The sequence below is a fragment of the Pantoea sp. AG702 genome, assembly GCF_003182295.1.
GTDB lineage: Bacteria > Pseudomonadota > Gammaproteobacteria > Enterobacterales > Enterobacteriaceae > Pantoea > Pantoea ananatis.
The window spans coordinates 59,074-75,748 of the sequence record NZ_QGTU01000008.1 but is presented as its reverse complement, the minus strand read 5'-3'; the positions used below and the strand labels follow the sequence as shown (position 1 = coordinate 75,748).

The 16,675-nt window shown below is 56.2% G+C and carries 15 protein-coding genes; 11 read left to right on the top strand and 4 right to left on the bottom strand.

Annotated features, from left to right (window positions below; genetic code table 11):
• Positions 1-76: 76 nt before the first annotated feature.
• Both tkt and tal read right to left on the bottom strand, forming a co-directional pair.
• Positions 77-2,077: a transketolase gene (gene tkt, locus DFO57_RS18505; protein ID WP_019106053.1), complete on the bottom strand. Its 2,001-nt coding sequence runs from the start codon at positions 2,075-2,077 to the stop codon at positions 77-79.
• Between the two features lie 63 nt (positions 2,078-2,140).
• Entirely contained in the window at positions 2,141-3,091 is a 951-nt protein-coding gene (tal, locus tag DFO57_RS18500; protein WP_014594257.1) for a transaldolase, read from the bottom strand.
• Positions 3,092-3,451: 360 nt separating this feature from the next.
• On the opposite strand from tal, the gene maeB reads away from it, so the two are divergent.
• Positions 3,452-5,731: an NADP-dependent oxaloacetate-decarboxylating malate dehydrogenase gene (maeB, locus tag DFO57_RS18495; protein WP_019106052.1), complete on the top strand. Its 2,280-nt coding sequence runs from the start codon at positions 3,452-3,454 to the stop codon at positions 5,729-5,731.
• A gap of 98 nt (positions 5,732-5,829) precedes the next feature.
• On the opposite strand, the gene hemF is transcribed toward maeB, so the two are convergent.
• Entirely contained in the window at positions 5,830-6,744 is a 915-nt protein-coding gene (hemF, locus tag DFO57_RS18490; RefSeq protein ID WP_013026653.1) for an oxygen-dependent coproporphyrinogen oxidase, read from the bottom strand.
• Positions 6,745-6,792: 48 nt separating this feature from the next.
• A complete protein-coding gene (amiA, locus tag DFO57_RS18485) occupies positions 6,793-7,638 on the bottom strand; it encodes an N-acetylmuramoyl-L-alanine amidase AmiA (RefSeq protein WP_029568366.1) in 846 nt (281 codons plus the stop codon).
• A gap of 208 nt (positions 7,639-7,846) precedes the next feature.
• On the opposite strand from amiA, the gene DFO57_RS18480 reads away from it, so the two are divergent.
• The 10 genes from DFO57_RS18480 (at position 7,847) to DFO57_RS18435 (ending at position 16,628) form a co-directional block, all read left to right on the top strand.
• On the top strand, positions 7,847-8,272 hold the full coding sequence (locus tag DFO57_RS18480) for a GNAT family acetyltransferase (protein ID WP_006117810.1): 426 nt from the start codon (positions 7,847-7,849) through the stop codon (positions 8,270-8,272).
• Positions 8,262-8,723, top strand: coding sequence for a DUF2919 family protein (locus tag DFO57_RS18475; protein ID WP_015699778.1), 462 nt, complete (start codon positions 8,262-8,264; stop codon positions 8,721-8,723). The genes DFO57_RS18480 and DFO57_RS18475 overlap by 11 nt, the downstream gene beginning before the upstream one ends.
• Positions 8,724-8,788: 65 nt before the next feature.
• Complete coding sequence (locus DFO57_RS18470; RefSeq protein WP_015699779.1) at positions 8,789-9,409, top strand: RpoE-regulated lipoprotein; 621 nt, start codon at positions 8,789-8,791, stop codon at positions 9,407-9,409.
• 207 nt (positions 9,410-9,616) lie between these two features.
• A complete protein-coding gene (locus tag DFO57_RS18465; protein WP_015699780.1) occupies positions 9,617-10,630 on the top strand; it encodes a sulfate ABC transporter substrate-binding protein in 1,014 nt (337 codons plus the stop codon).
• A 2-nt stretch (positions 10,631-10,632) separates the two neighbouring features.
• The gene (gene cysT, locus DFO57_RS18460; protein WP_014594252.1) at positions 10,633-11,466 is read left to right on the top strand and encodes a sulfate/thiosulfate ABC transporter permease CysT; all 834 of its coding nucleotides are present in this window, start codon (positions 10,633-10,635) and stop codon (positions 11,464-11,466) included.
• Positions 11,466-12,341: a sulfate/thiosulfate ABC transporter permease CysW gene (gene cysW, locus DFO57_RS18455; protein WP_013026647.1), complete on the top strand. Its 876-nt coding sequence runs from the start codon at positions 11,466-11,468 to the stop codon at positions 12,339-12,341. Before cysT ends, cysW begins: the two co-directional genes overlap by 1 nt.
• Positions 12,331-13,419 carry a sulfate/thiosulfate ABC transporter ATP-binding protein CysA gene (cysA, locus tag DFO57_RS18450; protein WP_013026646.1) on the top strand — a complete coding sequence of 363 codons (1,089 nt, stop codon included), beginning with the start codon at positions 12,331-12,333 and terminating at the stop codon, positions 13,417-13,419. Before cysW ends, cysA begins: the two co-directional genes overlap by 11 nt.
• A 118-nt stretch (positions 13,420-13,537) precedes the next feature.
• Complete coding sequence (gene cysM, locus DFO57_RS18445) at positions 13,538-14,419, top strand: cysteine synthase CysM (RefSeq protein ID WP_028725107.1); 882 nt, start codon at positions 13,538-13,540, stop codon at positions 14,417-14,419.
• A gap of 179 nt (positions 14,420-14,598) precedes the next feature.
• Complete coding sequence (locus DFO57_RS18440; protein ID WP_013026644.1) at positions 14,599-15,279, top strand: response regulator transcription factor; 681 nt, start codon at positions 14,599-14,601, stop codon at positions 15,277-15,279.
• Complete coding sequence (locus DFO57_RS18435) at positions 15,276-16,628, top strand: ATP-binding protein (protein WP_110015577.1); 1,353 nt, start codon at positions 15,276-15,278, stop codon at positions 16,626-16,628. The genes DFO57_RS18440 and DFO57_RS18435 overlap by 4 nt, the downstream gene beginning before the upstream one ends.
• Positions 16,629-16,675 lie beyond the last annotated feature (47 nt).

The following is a 16,675-nucleotide window of genomic DNA, read 5'->3' as shown; positions in this document are numbered from 1 at the left end:
TGCCAGCGCAGGGCTGGCACGTCGTGTTGGCCAGGCGACCTGACGCAAAGCAGCAGGTCGCTCAGCAGCAAGTGGATTATGCGGGTTTCAGCAGTGCTTCTGCATGGCTGACGATGTTTTCCACCGTAAAGCCAAATTCAGCAAACAGCTTCTCGGCCGGCGCCGACTCGCCGAAGGTCGTCATGCCCACAATGGCACCGTCCAGGCCAACATATTTATACCAGTAGTCGGCGATGCCTGCTTCTACCGCCACGCGCGCTTTAACCGCAGAAGGCAGCACCGACTCACGGTAAGCGGCATCCTGTGCGTCAAACAGGTCAGTGGAGGGCAGTGAAACCACGCGCACCTTGTGACCGCCAGTTGTCAGCTTCGTCGCGGCACCCAGGGTTATTTCTACCTCGGAGCCGGTCGCAATCAGGATGATGTCTGGCGTGCCGTCGCACTCCTTCAGCACATAACCGCCGCGCTTGATGTTAGCCACCTGCTCTGCGGTACGCTCAGGCTGAGCCAGGTTCTGACGCGACAGGATCAGCGCTGTCGGGCCATGGTGGCGCTCAATCGCTGCCTGCCAGGCTATTGCCGTCTCCACCTGGTCACAGGGGCGCCATACGCTCATGTTTGGCGTCACGCGCAGGCTGGCAATTTGCTCAACCGGCTGGTGGGTTGGGCCGTCCTCGCCCAGGCCAATGGAGTCATGGGTATACACCATGATCTGCCGGGCCTTCATGAGTGCCGCCATGCGCGCCGCGTTACGGGCGTACTCAACGAACATCAGGAAGGTGGCGGTATAGGGCACAAAGCCGCCGTGGTGGGCAATGCCGTTACCGATCGCCGTCATGCCAAATTCACGCACGCCGTAATGGATGTAGTTTCCGGCCGGATCGTCTTTGATGGATTTTGAGCCAGACCAGATGGTGAGGTTGCTCGGTGCCAGGTCGGCAGAACCGCCCAGAAACTCTGGCAGCAGTTTGCCATAGGCTTCCAGGGCATTCTGCGAGGCCTTGCGGCTGGCAATTTTTTGCGGATTGGCCTGCAGCTCGGCAATAAACTTCGCGGTTTCCGCTTCCCAGTTTGCCGGCATGCCGCCGTTCATGCGGCGCTCGTACTCGGCCGCCAGCTCTGGATAAGCCTGCTTATAGGCCGCCAGTTTGTTGTTCCAGGCTTTTTCGCGCTCAGCGCCGGCCTGTTTGGCATCCCACTGCTGGTAAATCTCTTTGGGGATCTCAAACGCCGGATAGTTCCAGCCCAGTTGCTTACGGGTCAGCGCCACTTCTTCTTCGCCTAACGCCGCGCCGTGGGCTTCTTCTTTACCGGCTTTATTCGGTGAGCCGAAGCCAATGACCGTACGGCAGATGATCAGTGACGGCTTGTCGGTGACGCTCTGCGCTTCCTGAATCGCGGCTTTAACCGCATCGGCGTCATGACCGTCGATTTCACCCACCACATGCCAGTTATAGGCTTCAAAGCGTTTGTGCGTATCGTCGGTAAACCAGCCTTCGGTTTCACCATCAATAGAAATACCGTTGTGATCGTAGAAGCCAATCAGTTTGCCCAGTCCCAGCGTACCGGCCAGCGAGCAGACTTCATGAGAAATGCCTTCCATCAGACAACCGTCGCCCATGAAAACATAGGTGAAGTGATCGACGATATCGTGATCGGGACGGTTAAACTGGGCCGCCAGCGTGCGCTCAGCAATCGCCAGACCAACGGCGTTCGCCAGGCCCTGGCCCAACGGACCTGTGGTCGTTTCCACGCCTGGCGTATAGCCAATTTCCGGGTGGCCCGGCGTTTTAGAGTGGAGCTGGCGGAAGTTTTTCAGTTCTTCAATCGGCAGATCGTATCCGGTCAGGTGCAACAGGCTGTACAGCAGCATGGAGCCGTGGCCATTTGAAAGGATAAAGCGGTCACGATCCAGCCAGGCGGGGTTGGTTGGGTTGTGCTGGAGGAAATCGCGCCACAGGACTTCGGCGATATCAGCCATGCCCATTGGCGCACCAGGATGACCTGATTTTGCTTTTTGTACCGCATCCATACTTAATGCGCGAATCGCATTAGCCAACTCTCTGCGTGAGGACATAAAGGGTCTCCCTTGTTAAGCATCAGGGCGGGAGTGCTCCCGCCCGGTAAAAGAGGGGGAAAACTACAGGCGCGCTGCCAGCACATCTTCCAGTTTTTGCTGGTCAACGGCGAACTGACGAATACCGTCAGCCAGTTTCTCTACCGCCATCGGGTCCTGATTATGTTCCCAACGGAATTCGGCTTCGGACAGCGGGGAAGGCTGGTGGAAACATTCGGTTGAGGGTTCGAGCTTGCGCTCTACGGGCTCCTCACTGTTTTGCAACTCTTCCAGCAGGTTAGGCGAAAGCGTCAGGCGGTCACAACCGGCCAGGGCAAGCACCTGCTCAACTTTACGGAAGCTGGCGCCCATGATGATGGTGTCATAGCGGTGCTTCTTGTAGTAATCGTAAATGCGGCGTACGGATTTCACGCCGGGATCTTCATCCACGTGATACGGGTCCATCGGTTTGCGGGTGTTGTACCAGTCGTAAATACGGCCCACAAAAGGTGAAATCAGGTAAACACCGGCTTCGGCACAGGCACGGGCCTGCGCGAAGGAGAACAGCAAGGTCAGGTTGCACTGGATACCATTTTTTTCCAGTTCTTCAGCCGCCTTAATGCCTTCCCAGGTGGAAGCCAGTTTGATCAGGATGCGTGAGCGGTCAATGCCGTGTTCTTCATACATGCGAACCAGCTTTTCCGCTTTCGTGACGCACATGCCACGATCGAAGGAGAGGCGCGCATCCACTTCGGTCGAAACACGGCCCGGTATGCTTTTCAGGATTTCCATACCGAGATTGATTGCCACTTTGTCGCTGGCGTTGATGATCTGCGTCTCTTTGCTGCCGCCCTGCTTTTTCGCATAGTCGATGGCGTCATCAATCAGGTGTTTGTAAGGCTGGAGAGCAGATGCTTTCAGAATAAGCGAGGGGTTGGTGGTCGCATCTTGTGGGTGATAATTTCGAATCGATTCGATATCGCCACTGTCAGCCACCACGGTAGTGAACTGTTTAAGGGCTTCAAGCTGGTTCATTTCTACACTCCTTGAAAAAAACGTTGTAACGAAAGGGAACACCTCTGGCCTCGTGCCCTAATCAGTGCAGACATTACCGGTCGCAGTAACGCCGACTCACCACCTTGCAACAGACAGGGTGCAGTGAAAATGCGTTTTCTCTGAATGTTGTGCGATGGGGGTAGCGCGCAATCATCCGAGATGACATTTCTGCGGATAACGACTGCCCGGTTATTAAGAATAGCAGCCATGACAAATGACGCAGACCAGACTGTAACAATCTGTGCCTTAAGAAATGAGGTTCTTTGAAGCGCCTCACCGCTTTGTGGTTGTCTGCTTTCTATACTGGGCGTTCACTTACCTTGCGAAGAAGGATGTCAAATGGATGACCAACTGAAGCAAAGTGCGCTCGATTTTCACCAGTATCCCACTCCCGGCAAGATTCAGGTCTCGCCCACTAAACCGCTGGCCACCCAGCGCGATCTGGCCCTGGCCTATTCACCCGGCGTCGCCGCACCCTGCTTAGAAATTGCCGCCGATCCTCTGGCCGCCCATAAATACACCGCACGCGGTAATCTGGTGGCGGTCATTTCTAACGGCACGGCGGTGCTGGGCCTGGGCAACATTGGTGCGCTGGCCGGTAAGCCGGTGATGGAAGGCAAGGGCGTTTTATTCAAGAAGTTTGCCGGTATTGACGTCTTTGATATTGAGGTCGATGAGCACGATCCCGATAAGCTGATCGAGATTGTCGCGGCGCTGGAACCCACCTTCGGCGGCATCAACCTGGAAGATATCAAAGCGCCAGAGTGTTTCTACATTGAGCAGCAGCTACGGCAACGCATGAAAATCCCGGTGTTCCACGACGATCAGCACGGCACGGCGATTATCTGCACGGCGGCGGTGTTAAACGGGTTGCGTATTATCAAGAAGGCGATTTCCGACGTGCGGCTGGTGGTCTCCGGCGCGGGCGCCTCGGCGATTGCCTGCATGAATCTGCTGGTCGCGTTGGGTTTGCAGAAGCACAATATTCAGGTGTGCGATTCAAAAGGGCTGATCTACCGTGGGCGCGAGCCCAATATGGCGGAGACCAAGGCCGAATATGCGGTTGAGGATCAGGGAAAACGTACGCTGGCCGAGGTTATTGAAGGCGCCGACATTTTCCTGGGCTGCTCTGGCCCGGACGTCCTGACGCCTGACATGGTCAAAACCATGGCCAGCGATCCGCTGATTCTGGCGCTGGCGAATCCGCAGCCAGAAATTCTGCCGCCGCTCGCTAAGGCCGTGCGGCCCGACGCCATTATCTGCACCGGCCGTTCTGACTATCCTAATCAGGTGAATAACGTCCTGTGCTTTCCGTTTATCTTTCGGGGAGCGCTGGATGTTGGCGCAACGGCCATCAATGAAGAGATGAAGCTGGCGGCGGTGCACGCGATAGCCGAGCTGGCGCAGGCGGAGCAGAGCGATGTGGTGGCCTCGGCCTATAGCGATCAGGACCTGAGCTTTGGCCCGGAATATCTGATCCCCAAACCCTTCGATCCCCGGTTAATTGTGCAGATCGCCCCGGCGGTGGCGAAGGCGGCGATGGATTCCGGTGTGGCGACCCGGCCCATTAGCGACTTCGACGCCTATCGCGAACAGCTCACGGAATTCGTCTATAAAACCAATCTGTTTATGAAACCGATTTTCTCTCAGGCGCGCAAAGCGCCGAAGCGCGTGGTGCTGGCAGAGGGGGAAGAGGTTCGGGTGCTGCATGCGACGCAGGAATTAGTGTCGTTGGGGCTTGCAAAACCTGTTTTGATAGGCCGCCCGAACGTTATCGCGATGCGCCTTGAAAAGCAGGGGCTGAAGATCGAAGCCGGAAAGGATTTCGAAATCGTCAACAACGAATCCGATCCCCGTTTTAAAGCATACTGGAACGAGTATTACCAGATGATGAAGCGGCGCGGCGTAACGCCCGAGCAGGCACAGCGCGCGGTGATCGGTAATCCGACGCTCATTGGGGCCATCATGGTCTATCGCGGTGAAGCGGATGCGCTCATCTGCGGCACCATCGGGGATTACAACGAGCACTACGAGATTGTGGAGAAAGTGCTGGGCCTGCGTTCCGATGTGAAAGTGGCAGGGGCCATGAATGCCTTGCTGCTGCCGCACGGCAACACCTTTATTGCGGATACCTACGTAAATGAAGATCCCACACCCGAGCAGTTAGCGGACATCACGTTAATGGCGGCCGAAACTGTGCGGCGATTTGGTATTGAACCGCGGGTTGCCCTGCTGTCGCACTCCAGCTTTGGCACCTCAAATTCTCCTGGCGCTCGAAAAATGCGTGACGTACTGGCGCTGGTGCAGCAGCGCGCACCTGAGCTGGAAATTGACGGCGAGATGCACGGCGATGCGGCACTGGTAGAGAGCATTCGTCGGGAGATCATGCCCGACAGCCCGCTGAAAGGCAGCGCCAACCTGTTGATTATGCCCAACGTGGAGGCGGCACGAATCAGCTACAACCTGCTGCGCGTCTCGCACGCTGACGGCGTGACGGTGGGGCCGGTGCTGATGGGGATGACCAAACCCGTGCACGTACTCACCCGCATCGCCTCCGTGCGGCGCATCGTTAATATGGTGGCGCTGGCGGTGGTAGAAGCACAAACCCAGCCGCTGTAACACAACGGGGCCGCATGCAGCCCCAATTTTCACCTTCGCGCATGAAAGCGCTGTTAACTTTGTCTTCCTGCCCGTTACGCGGGGCAGGAAGACGAACGTCACTCGGGCAGGTTAAGCCAGTTCTTCACCGGCAGAAAATCGCGGTAGAGCGCGGCCTCTGGCGAATCCGGCTCAGGATGATAATCATATTCCCAGCGTACCAGAGGCGGCAGAGACATCAGAATCGATTCCGTTCTGCCTCCGGTTTGCAGGCCAAACAGCGTGCCGCGATCCCACACCAGATTAAATTCCACGTAGCGACCACGACGATAGAGCTGAAACTGACGTTCACGCTCGCCAAACGGCAACGACTTGCGGCGTGCCACGATAGGCTGATAGGCGTCCAGGAATCCCCGGCCCACCGCCTGAATCAGCGCGAAGCTTTTTTCAAAGCCGGGCAGATGAACATCATCGAAGAACAGGCCACCAATCCCGCGCTGCTCGTCACGGTGTTTTAGGTAGAAATAGTCGTCGCACCACTTTTTAAAGCGCGGGTACACGTCCTCGCCAAAAGGCTGGCAGAGATCAAAAGCCGTCTGATGCCAGTGCAGCGCATCCTCTTCGAAACCGTAAAACGGTGTCATATCGAAGCCGCCGCCAAACCACCAGATAGGCTCGGCACCCGGTTTTTCGGCAATAAAGAAACGGACGTTGGCATGGCTGGTCGGAACATAGGGATTGTGCGGATGAATCACCAGCGACACGCCCATGGCTTCAAAACTGCACCCGGCCAGTTCAGGCCGATGCGCGGTAGCGGACGCGGGCATCTGATCGCCATGAACGTGCGAAAAGTTGACGCCGGCCTGTTCAAAGACGGCGCCATCACGCAGCACGCGGCTTCGTCCGCCGCCGCCGCCGGGGCGCTGCCAGCTGTCTTCAATAAAATGGGCACCGCCGTCTTCGGCGGTCAGCTTGCGACAAATCTCATCCTGCAAATCCAACAGGAACGTTTTTACACGGGAGATATCTGGCATGTGATGAGCTTCTCTTGGTAAAAATTGGACGTGATTATAGCTGATTCATTATGACATTCGGCGATCGTACTCATCAAAGTAGTTGATTATTCCCGTGGCGATAGCCGACGCGATTTTTTGACGAAACGCGCTGGTGCCCAATAGCTGCTCTTCCCGTGGGTTGGTGATAAACGAGGTTTCCACCAGTACCGAGGGAATCGACGGCGATTTTAATACGGCAAAAGCGGCCTGTTCGGTGTGCTGACTGTGAAGGTGGTGCACCGGCCGGATCTGATCCAGCACATGTTTACCCAGCGTCAGGCTGTTCTTAATGGTATCCGTTTGCACCAGGTCAAACAGGATCTGCTGCAGATAGTGATCCTGCGCTTCCACCTTTGCGCCACCGACCTTGTCGGCATCGTTCTCTCTGTTTGACAGATAGCGCGCCATGCTACTGCTGGCACCGCGGTTGGACAGGGCGAAGACTGAGGCGCCGTTGGCATCCGGGCTGGTGTAGCCATCGGCATGGATGGACATAAACAGATTCGCGCCATGCTGATGGGCAATTTCCACGCGCTGATAAAGCGGAATAAAGTGATCGCTGTCGCGCGTCAGCCGCACCTCAATGCGCGGATGGGACTGCAGCTCACGGCGCACGTTGTTGGCGATTTCTAAGACAATATGTTTCTCTTCCGCGCCTTCTTCGCCCACGGCGCCCGAATCAATCCCGCCGTGCCCCGGATCGATCATCACAATGCGTTTACCGTTACTGGCGGGTGGCTTGGGTGAGGAGTGACGAGAAGAGAGCGAAGCCTGCTGTTCTTTCGCCTGTACGGCGCGCGGGGACAAAACAGCCAGCGCCAGTCCTGACAGCAGAAGCTGGCGGCGGTGAATCAAACGTTTAAGCAAATGCATGTGCAGGTCCATAAGCAACAATCATGCAAAGTGTTATAGCGTAACGTTAGCGACAGGGCGATCTTTCAAGCATTTCAGGTTATTACTTTGTATTTCAGCCCACTAACAGCCAAATCCCTTTTTTTAACGTTGCCGCCAGTGGGGAGGGTTGCGCCTGACGAAGAAAGCGTGATAATCAGCAAATTGTGGTAAATAGCAGGAAAAGAAGATGGAAATCCGCACCTTCCGCCAGGAAGACTTTGAAGAAGTGATCACGCTCTGGGAACGCTGTGATTTGTTACGCCCGTGGAACGATCCGGAACTGGATATCGAACGCAAAATGCATCACGACGCCGATCTTTTTCTGGTGGCTGAAGTGGGCGGTGAAGTTGTCGGAACGGTCATGGGCGGCTACGACGGGCATCGCGGGGCGGCCTACTATCTGGCCGTGCATCCTGATTATCAGGGGCGTGGTTTTGCCAATGCCTTGATGAACCGGCTTGAAAAAAAACTCATTGCGCGCGGCTGCCCAAAAATCCATTTGATGGTGCGTGAAGAGAACGATCAGGTCGTCGCCTTCTATGAAAAACTCGACTATGAAACGGTCGATGTGGTGTTGCTGGGTAAACGTTTAATCGAAGATCGTGAATATTAATTCCGTCTGGCCGCCTGAAGAGTACGACGATAAAGGTCAGCTGCGTCTGCCGTTTCTTTTTTGGCTGATTCTGCTGCTGCAGTCGCGTACCTGGCTGCTGCTGATCATGGCTGGCGCCTCACGCCAGCAGGGAAACGATCTTCTGGCGCTCTTTTACCCCGATCGCCAGGCCTTCTGGGTAGGGCTGGCGCTTGGCTTACCGGCGCTGGCGGGCCTGCTGCTGACCGGCTATCGTTCGCGTCTGCCCCGACTGTGGCGCAGCTGGCGTCAGGTGTTGATGCTTTCCGTAGCAATTAACCTGATTTGGCAAGGCGTACAGCTGTATCTGGCGGACTTCCTCAGTTCACCGCTTCCCCTGTTACTGACGCTATTCGATCTGCTCGCGCTGCTCTGGTTATTCAGCAGCGTTCGGCTTCGCGCCTGCTTTTTACCCCAACCGCATGCTGAATAAACTTTTTGCTGCTTTGCGACTCCAATCAGTTCTGCCTTAATGTTCTTTTATTAACAGGAGTTTTCATGAAAGCTGTTCGTTACACGTTACTGACTGTGGCCATGCTGGTCAGTGGGTGTGCCAGTTCCTCCGGTACTGATGCTAACAGCAGCCAGCAGGTAAGCTGGTGGAATCCACTGAGCTATCACTGGTCTGCTGCGCTGCCGTGGAACTGGTTTGGTTCCTCGCTTACGGCCACAGAGCAGGGCGTGGGCGGCATCAATGGCTCAACGGCCATGACCGAAGCCGCCATAAAAGAGGGGTTAAAAGGGAAGTACGATCTGCGTCAGGGCATGCGCGGCCATAACGGCCAGGTGGTGTCGTTCTGGCAGGCTATGGATGACGGCAAAGTGATGCTGGTGATTTATGGTCAGACGCAGGTCGATCGCGTTGAGGTGCTGGACAGCCGTATCGCCAGCGCCGATGGCAGCAAAATCGGTGACGCGTTCAGCGCCAAATTCGACAAAGCCTTCAACAACTGCGTGCTGGCGAGCGGACTGGACAACCGTGACGTGGAGTGCCGCGCGCCCAACAGTCAGCATCTTCGCTATGTCTACAGCGGAACCTGGCACGGGCCAGAAGGGTTGATGCCGTCGGATGACACACTCAAGAGCTGGACGCTCAGCAAAATTGTCTGGCAGCGCTAAGTCTTTTTTCACACTGCTCAACCGCAGGGCATAACCGGCCCTGCGCGTCCAATTCTGTTTTTCGTCTGTCTTTTCCCGCCGCCTTATGCCTTTTTCGACTTTGAAATCAGCAAACGATATATAAAACCGTTACGGGTTTACGCTGAGTTATAAATAAACTGCTGTATCTGCAGATGAGATCTGCATCAAATTTCCTCAGGGTGAACCATGACCTTACCAGCGATGAAAAAAATCGTGAGCGGACTCGCACTGTCGCTGAGTCTGGCCGGTGCCGCAAACGCGACCGAGCTGTTGAACAGCTCTTACGATGTCGCACGTGAATTATTTGTCGCCCTGAATGCGCCTTTTGTCAGCCAGTGGGATGCCAGCCATCCTGACGACAAGCTGACCATTAAGATGTCCCATGCCGGGTCATCCAAACAGGCGCTGGCGATCCTGCAAGGCCTGCGTGCCGATGTGGTGACCTATAACCAGGTCACCGATGTGCAGGTGCTGCACGATAAAGGCAAACTGATCCCTGCCGACTGGCAAACCCGCCTGCCGAATAACAGTTCGCCGTTTTACTCCACCATGGCGTTCCTGGTGCGCAAGGGAAACCCAAAGCAGATTCACGACTGGTCCGATTTAACCCGTGACGATGTGAAGCTGATTTTTCCTAATCCCAAAACCTCGGGCAACGGACGTTATACCTATCTTGCTGCCTGGGGCGCCGCCAGCAACGCTGACGGGGGCGATCAGGCTAAAACCCGCGCTTTTATGACAAAATTTCTGAAAAATGTTGAAGTCTTCGATACCGGTGGCCGAGGTGCTACGACCACCTTTGCTGAACGCGGTCTGGGCGATGTGTTGATCAGTTTTGAGTCTGAAGTGAATAACATCCGCAACCAGTACGGCAAAGACGACTACGAAGTCGTGGTGCCTAAAACCGATATTCTCGCGGAGTTTCCCGTTGCCTGGGTAGATAAAAACGTCGAGCAGAATAAAACAGCCGATGCAGCGAAAGCCTATCTGACCTGGCTGTATTCTCCTGCGGCGCAGAAAATTATTACGGATTTCTATTACCGCGTGAACAATCCGCAGTTAATGGCGCAGCAAAAAGCCCGTTTTCCTGCCACGAACCTGTTTCGTGTTGAAGACATTTTTGGCGGCTGGGATAACGTGATGAAAACCCATTTCGCCAGCGGTGGCGAGCTAGACCAGTTATTAGCGGCGGGGCGGTGATCATGTTTGCAGCCAGCCAAAAACGCGTCCTGCCCGGTTTCGGTCTCAGCCTGGGCACCAGCCTGCTCTTTACCTGTCTGGTGCTGCTGCTGCCAATCAGCGCACTGATTATGCAGCTGTCGCAGATGACGTTGCAGCAATACTGGGACGTGGTCACCAATCCGCAGCTCATCGCAGCCTATAAGGTCACGCTGCTGTCGGCCGGTGTGGCCTCACTGTTTAATGCCGTATTCGGCATGTTAATGGCGTGGATCTTAACGCGTTACCGTTTTCCGGGCCGCACGCTGCTCGATGGTCTGATGGATCTGCCGTTTGCGCTGCCGACCGCGGTTGCTGGCCTGACGCTGGCCGGTCTGTTTTCCGTGAACGGCTGGTATGGACAGTGGTTCGCGCATTTTGATATCAAGATCTCCTATACCTGGATCGGTATCGCGCTCGCGATGGCCTTCACCAGTATTCCGTTTGTGGTGCGTACCGTGCAGCCGGTGCTGGAAGAGCTGGGGCCTGAATATGAGGAAGCGGCTCAAACGCTGGGCGCCACGCCCTGGCAGAGCTTCCGCCGGGTCGTTCTGCCTGAAGTGGCACCGGCCTTACTCGCGGGCACCGCGCTGTCGTTTACCCGCAGCCTGGGCGAGTTTGGTGCGGTAATCTTTATTGCCGGCAACATCGCCTGGAAAACCGAAGTGACCTCGCTGATGATCTTCGTGCGCCTGCAGGAGTTTGACTATCCGGCAGCCAGCGCCATTGCCTCGGTCATTCTGGCGGCATCGCTGCTGTTACTTTTCGCTATCAACACTTTACAAAGCCGCTTTGGTCGTCGTCTGGGAGGCCATTAATGGCAGAGATTTCGCAACTCAATCATGCCGACCGCCAGCCTGTTAACTGGGCCAAGTGGCTGCTTATTGGTATCGGTGCGCTGATATCCTTGCTGCTGCTGGTCGTGCCGATGGTGTCCATCTTCTGGGAGGCCCTGCATAAAGGACTGGGCGTCACCTTAAGCAATCTGACCGACAGCGATATGCTCCATGCCATATGGCTTACGGTGCTGGTCGCATTGATTACCGTGCCGGTGAATTTAGTGTTCGGCACGCTGCTGGCCTGGCTGGTGACACGCTTTACCTTTCCGGGACGTCAGCTGCTTTTGACGCTGTTCGATATTCCCTTTGCGGTATCGCCTGTCGTGGCGGGCCTGATGTATCTCCTGTTCTGGGGCATTAACGGCCCGGCGGGCGGCTGGCTGGATGCCCATAATATTCAGGTGATGTTCTCCTGGCCTGGCATGGTGCTTGTCACCGTCTTCGTTACCTGTCCGTTTGTGGTGCGCGAACTGGTGCCGGTGATGCTGAGCCAGGGCAGTCATGAAGATGAAGCCGCGGTGCTGTTAGGTGCCTCGGGCTGGCAGATGTTCCGTCGCGTGACGCTGCCGAATATTCGCTGGGCCATGCTGTATGGCGTCGTGCTGACCAACGCCCGCGCGATTGGTGAGTTTGGCGCGGTTTCCGTGGTTTCGGGTTCTATTCGCGGTGAAACCTACACCTTACCGCTTCAGGTTGAATTACTGCATCAGGATTACAACACGGTGGGCGCCTTTACTGCCGCAGCCTTACTGACCGTGATGGCAATCGTGACGCTGTTTCTGAAAAGCATTGTGCAATGGCGTTTAGAGCAACAGCACAAACGCCTGCAACTGGAGGACAATCATGAGCATTGAGATTAACCAGATCAACAAATCCTTTGGTCGCACAGCGGTGCTGAACGATATCTCACTGGATATTCCGTCTGGCCAGATGGTGGCCTTACTGGGGCCGTCCGGTTCCGGTAAAACCACGCTGCTGCGCATCATTGCTGGACTGGAACATCAGAACAGCGGTCAGATTCGTTTTCACGACCACGATGTCAGCCGCCTGCACGCCCGCGATCGCCAGGTCGGATTTGTCTTCCAGCACTATGCGCTGTTCCGTCATATGACGGTCTTCGACAATATTGCCTTTGGCCTGACCGTGCTGCCGCGCCGTGAGCGTCCGTCCAGTGCGGAAATTAAAAAACGCGTCACGCGCCTGCTGGAGATGGTGCAGCTTTCCCATCTGGCGAACCGTTTCCCGGCCCAGCTTTCGGGAGGGCAGAAGCAGCGCGTCGCGCTGGCAAGAGCCCTGGCCGTGGAACCGCAAATCCTGTTGCTGGATGAGCCCTTTGGTGCGCTGGACGCTCAGGTGCGTAAAGAGCTGCGCCGTTGGTTACGTCAGCTGCACGAAGAATTGAAGTTCACCAGCGTGTTCGTCACCCACGATCAGGAAGAGGCGATGGAAGTGGCCGATCGCGTGGTGGTGATGAGCCAGGGCAGCATCGAACAGGTGGGGACGCCGGATGAAGTCTGGCGCGATCCCGCCACGCGCTTCGTGCTGGAATTCCTGGGTGAGGTTAACCGCTTCGACGGTGAAGTGCATGGTTCTCAGTTCCATGTCGGGGCGCACCACTGGCCGTTAGGCTATACCTCTGCACATCAGGGCGCGGTCGATCTGTTCCTGCGCCCGTGGGAAATCGACGTTTCGCGCAGAAGTAGCCTGGAAACGCCGCTGCCCGTTCAGGTCTTAGAAGTCAGTCCTCGTGGTCACTTCTGGCAGCTGGTGGTGCAGCCAACGGGATGGCAGAGCGAGCCCTTCTCGCTGGTCTTTGACGGTGAACAGACCGCGCCGTTGCGCGGAGAGCGCCTGTTCGTGGGGCTGCAGCAGGCCCGACTGTACCAGGGCGCGACACCGTTACGGGCGGTTGCCTTTGCACACAGCGCCTGATATTTTCTTTTTTCACGCAGGGCGGGACAGTGTCCCGCCTTTTTAATGACCTGAATACCGCGATAACCCGGGCTGTGGCCTGGATCAGGGCGGAGAGGGTTTTGCCAGGAAATGCATCGTGACCACTCTGGAAGACACCATCGGCAATACGCCGCTCATCAGATTACAGCGCCTGGCGCCTGACAACGGCAGTGAAGTCTGGCTTAAGCTGGAAGGCAATAACCCTGCCGGTTCAGTGAAAGATCGGGCCGCCTGGTCGATGATCCACCAGGCCGAGTTGCGCGGCGACATTACGCCGGGCGACCAGTTGATCGAAGCCACCAGTGGCAATACCGGCATTGCGCTGGCGATGATTGCCGCGATGAAGGGGTATCGGCTGCGGCTGCTGATGCCCGACAACATGAGTCAGGAGCGGCAGGATGCGATGCGCGCCTACGGCGCAGAACTGGTGCTGATTAGCCGCGAGCAGGGGATGGAAGGCGCACGCGATCGGGCTCAGGAGATGGCGGCACGGGGCGAAGGAAGGGTACTGGACCAGTTCAATAACCCGGATAACCCGCTCGGCCATTACCAAACCACCGGGCCTGAGCTGTGGCAGCAGTCGAAACAGCGAATGACCCACTTTGTTTCCAGCATGGGTACCACGGGAACCATTACTGGCGTAGGCCGGTTTTTAAAGGATCACCAGACCGGCGTTAAAGTGATTGGCCTGCAGCCTACCGAAGGCAGCAGCATTCCCGGCATCCGCCGCTGGCCCCAGGCTTACATGCCGGGCATTTATCGCCCTGAGTTGGTGGATGACATCATTGATATGGGACAGCAGGAAGCCGAAGAAACCATGCGCGCGTTAGCGCGACGTGAAGGCATCTTCTGCGGCGTCAGTTCCGGCGGTTCGGTTGCTGGCGCACTGCGCATCGCCCGGGCGAATCCGGGGAGTGTGGTGGTGGCTATCGTCTGCGACCGGGGCGATCGCTATCTCTCAACCGGAATTTATCAGTAGCGTCCTCCTCAATACCGATGCGTTAAAAAAGGCGTGTGTTGCCCACCAGGGCGCATAAGCCTTTTTTATTTACCGGAGTTGGCACTATGCTTAGTCGCATCTGTAAGGATCGCGTAAAACCGGCTGCGCATTACGCTGGCTCGGTTCAAAATAGCGCCAGTTACGCATGAGAGATAACAATGAAAATCTTGCTGGTAGATGACGACGTAGAGTTAGGCACCATGTTAAGCCAATACCTGATAACAGAAGGTTTTGACGCTCAGCTGGTGTTAACCGGCAGTGCCGGGGTTCAGGGAGCGCTGTCGGGGGAGTTTAGCGCCATGATACTGGACATTATGTTGCCCGATATGAGTGGCACCGACGTGCTGCGCCAGGTACGTCAGCAAAGCCGCCTGCCGGTAATTATGCTGACCGCCAAAGGCGATAATATTGATCGGGTCATCGGGCTGGAAATGGGCGCGGATGACTATATGCCCAAACCCTGTTATCCCCGTGAACTGGTTGCGCGTTTGCGCGCGGTCCTGCGCCGGGTTGAGGAGCTTGCACCGCAGCAGGACAAAAAAGAGATACTGCAGTGGGGCGAGCTCACCCTTAACTCTGCCAGGCGGATTACGGAGTGGAAGGGCAAAACGTTTGACCTGACCGCCTCAGAATTTAACCTGCTCGATTTGCTGCTGCGTTCACCCGACCGGGTAGTGACGAAAGACGAACTGTCAGAAAAAGGTCTGGGCCGACCGCGCGAAGCTTACGATCGCAGCGTGGATGTTCACATCAGTAATATTCGTCAGAAGCTCAGTGCGCTCACGGCGGAGAGCATTACGATTGAAACCGTTCGCAGCATTGGCTATCGCATTCGATGAGTCACAGCTATCGCGGACGCATGTTCTGGAAAATCCTGCTGGGCTTTTGGCTGGTATTTTTCATCATCAGCCAGCTTATCTGGCTGGGGTTTTCACTTTCCGGAACCCGCCACCATCCGCCTGAACTCCAGGTAACACAGCGTCTGGCGGATGTGTTAATGGCATCCGCCACGTCCGTGCTGGAACGTGAAGGGCCAGCCGCACTCAAGGTGATGACAGCAGAGTGGACGCCTGAGGAACGCCAGTTCCTGAGCATAAGTCCTGTTGATGACCTTCAGCCCGCCGCCAGCGCGCCGCCGCCGGTTTCCGATACCACTGATAAATCGTTTTTCCCCAATCGGCTGGTGCGTCAGGTAAAGGGTGCAGACGGCAACGATTATGAACTGATGTACGACCTCAGAGGAATGCGTGAGCTGAGTCGGGAAGGGCGACCACACAACTTTCTGAACATACCTGAACCCATGTTTATTTTTGCTGGCTCGGTAGGGCTGCTGTTCAGTTTGCTATTGGCCTGGAACCTGACCCGGCCAATGCGACAGCTACGCGAAGGGTTTTCGCGCGTGGCTAATGGGGATTTACGCGTCCGGCTTTATCCGGCACTGCGTAAACGCCACGATGAGCTGTCGAGCGTGGCTCAGGCATTCGATGCCATGGTAGAACGGCTGGATACGCTGGTGAAGGCGCGTGAGGCGCTGCTTCATGATATCTCTCACGAACTGCGCTCACCGCTTGCTCGCCTGCAGTTGGCCACCGGGCTGGCACGTCAAAGGCCAGAGAATGTCAGTACCTCACTGGATCGCATTGACGAAGAAGCGCAACGACTTGATAAGATGATCGGCGAGCTGTTGACTCTGGCGCGTGCAGAACACGAAAGCATGCCGGGAGAACACTATTTTGACCTTGCGGGATTGCTGGAGGCGGTGGTGACAGACTTACGTTATGAAGCGCAGATCCCCGGTGTGGATGTCGTGTATGACGTTGATGAGCGCGCCGATCATACGGTGCGTGGTAATGCGGAACTGTGCCGCCGTGGCATTGAAAACGTATTACGTAATGCCCTGCGCTTCTCGCTGCCGGGACAACGTATTCATGTGAGCCTGAAGGTGGAATCGCAGTGGCTGGCTATTCACGTACGTGACCAGGGGCCGGGTGTGGAAGAAACCAAACTTTCCAGTATCTTTGACCCGTTTGTACGCGTGAATTCTCCGCTGATGGGCAAAGGTTACGGGCTGGGGTTGGCTATCGTACGTAAAGTGGTGTTGGCGCATCATGGGGAAGTGCACGCCGTTAACCGACCGGAAGGCGGGCTGGAGCTCACGCTGCGTTTGCCGCGCTGGCAGCCGGATTAACGCGGAAAACGAACATAAAAAAACGGCACCCTCAGGTGCCGTTTTTC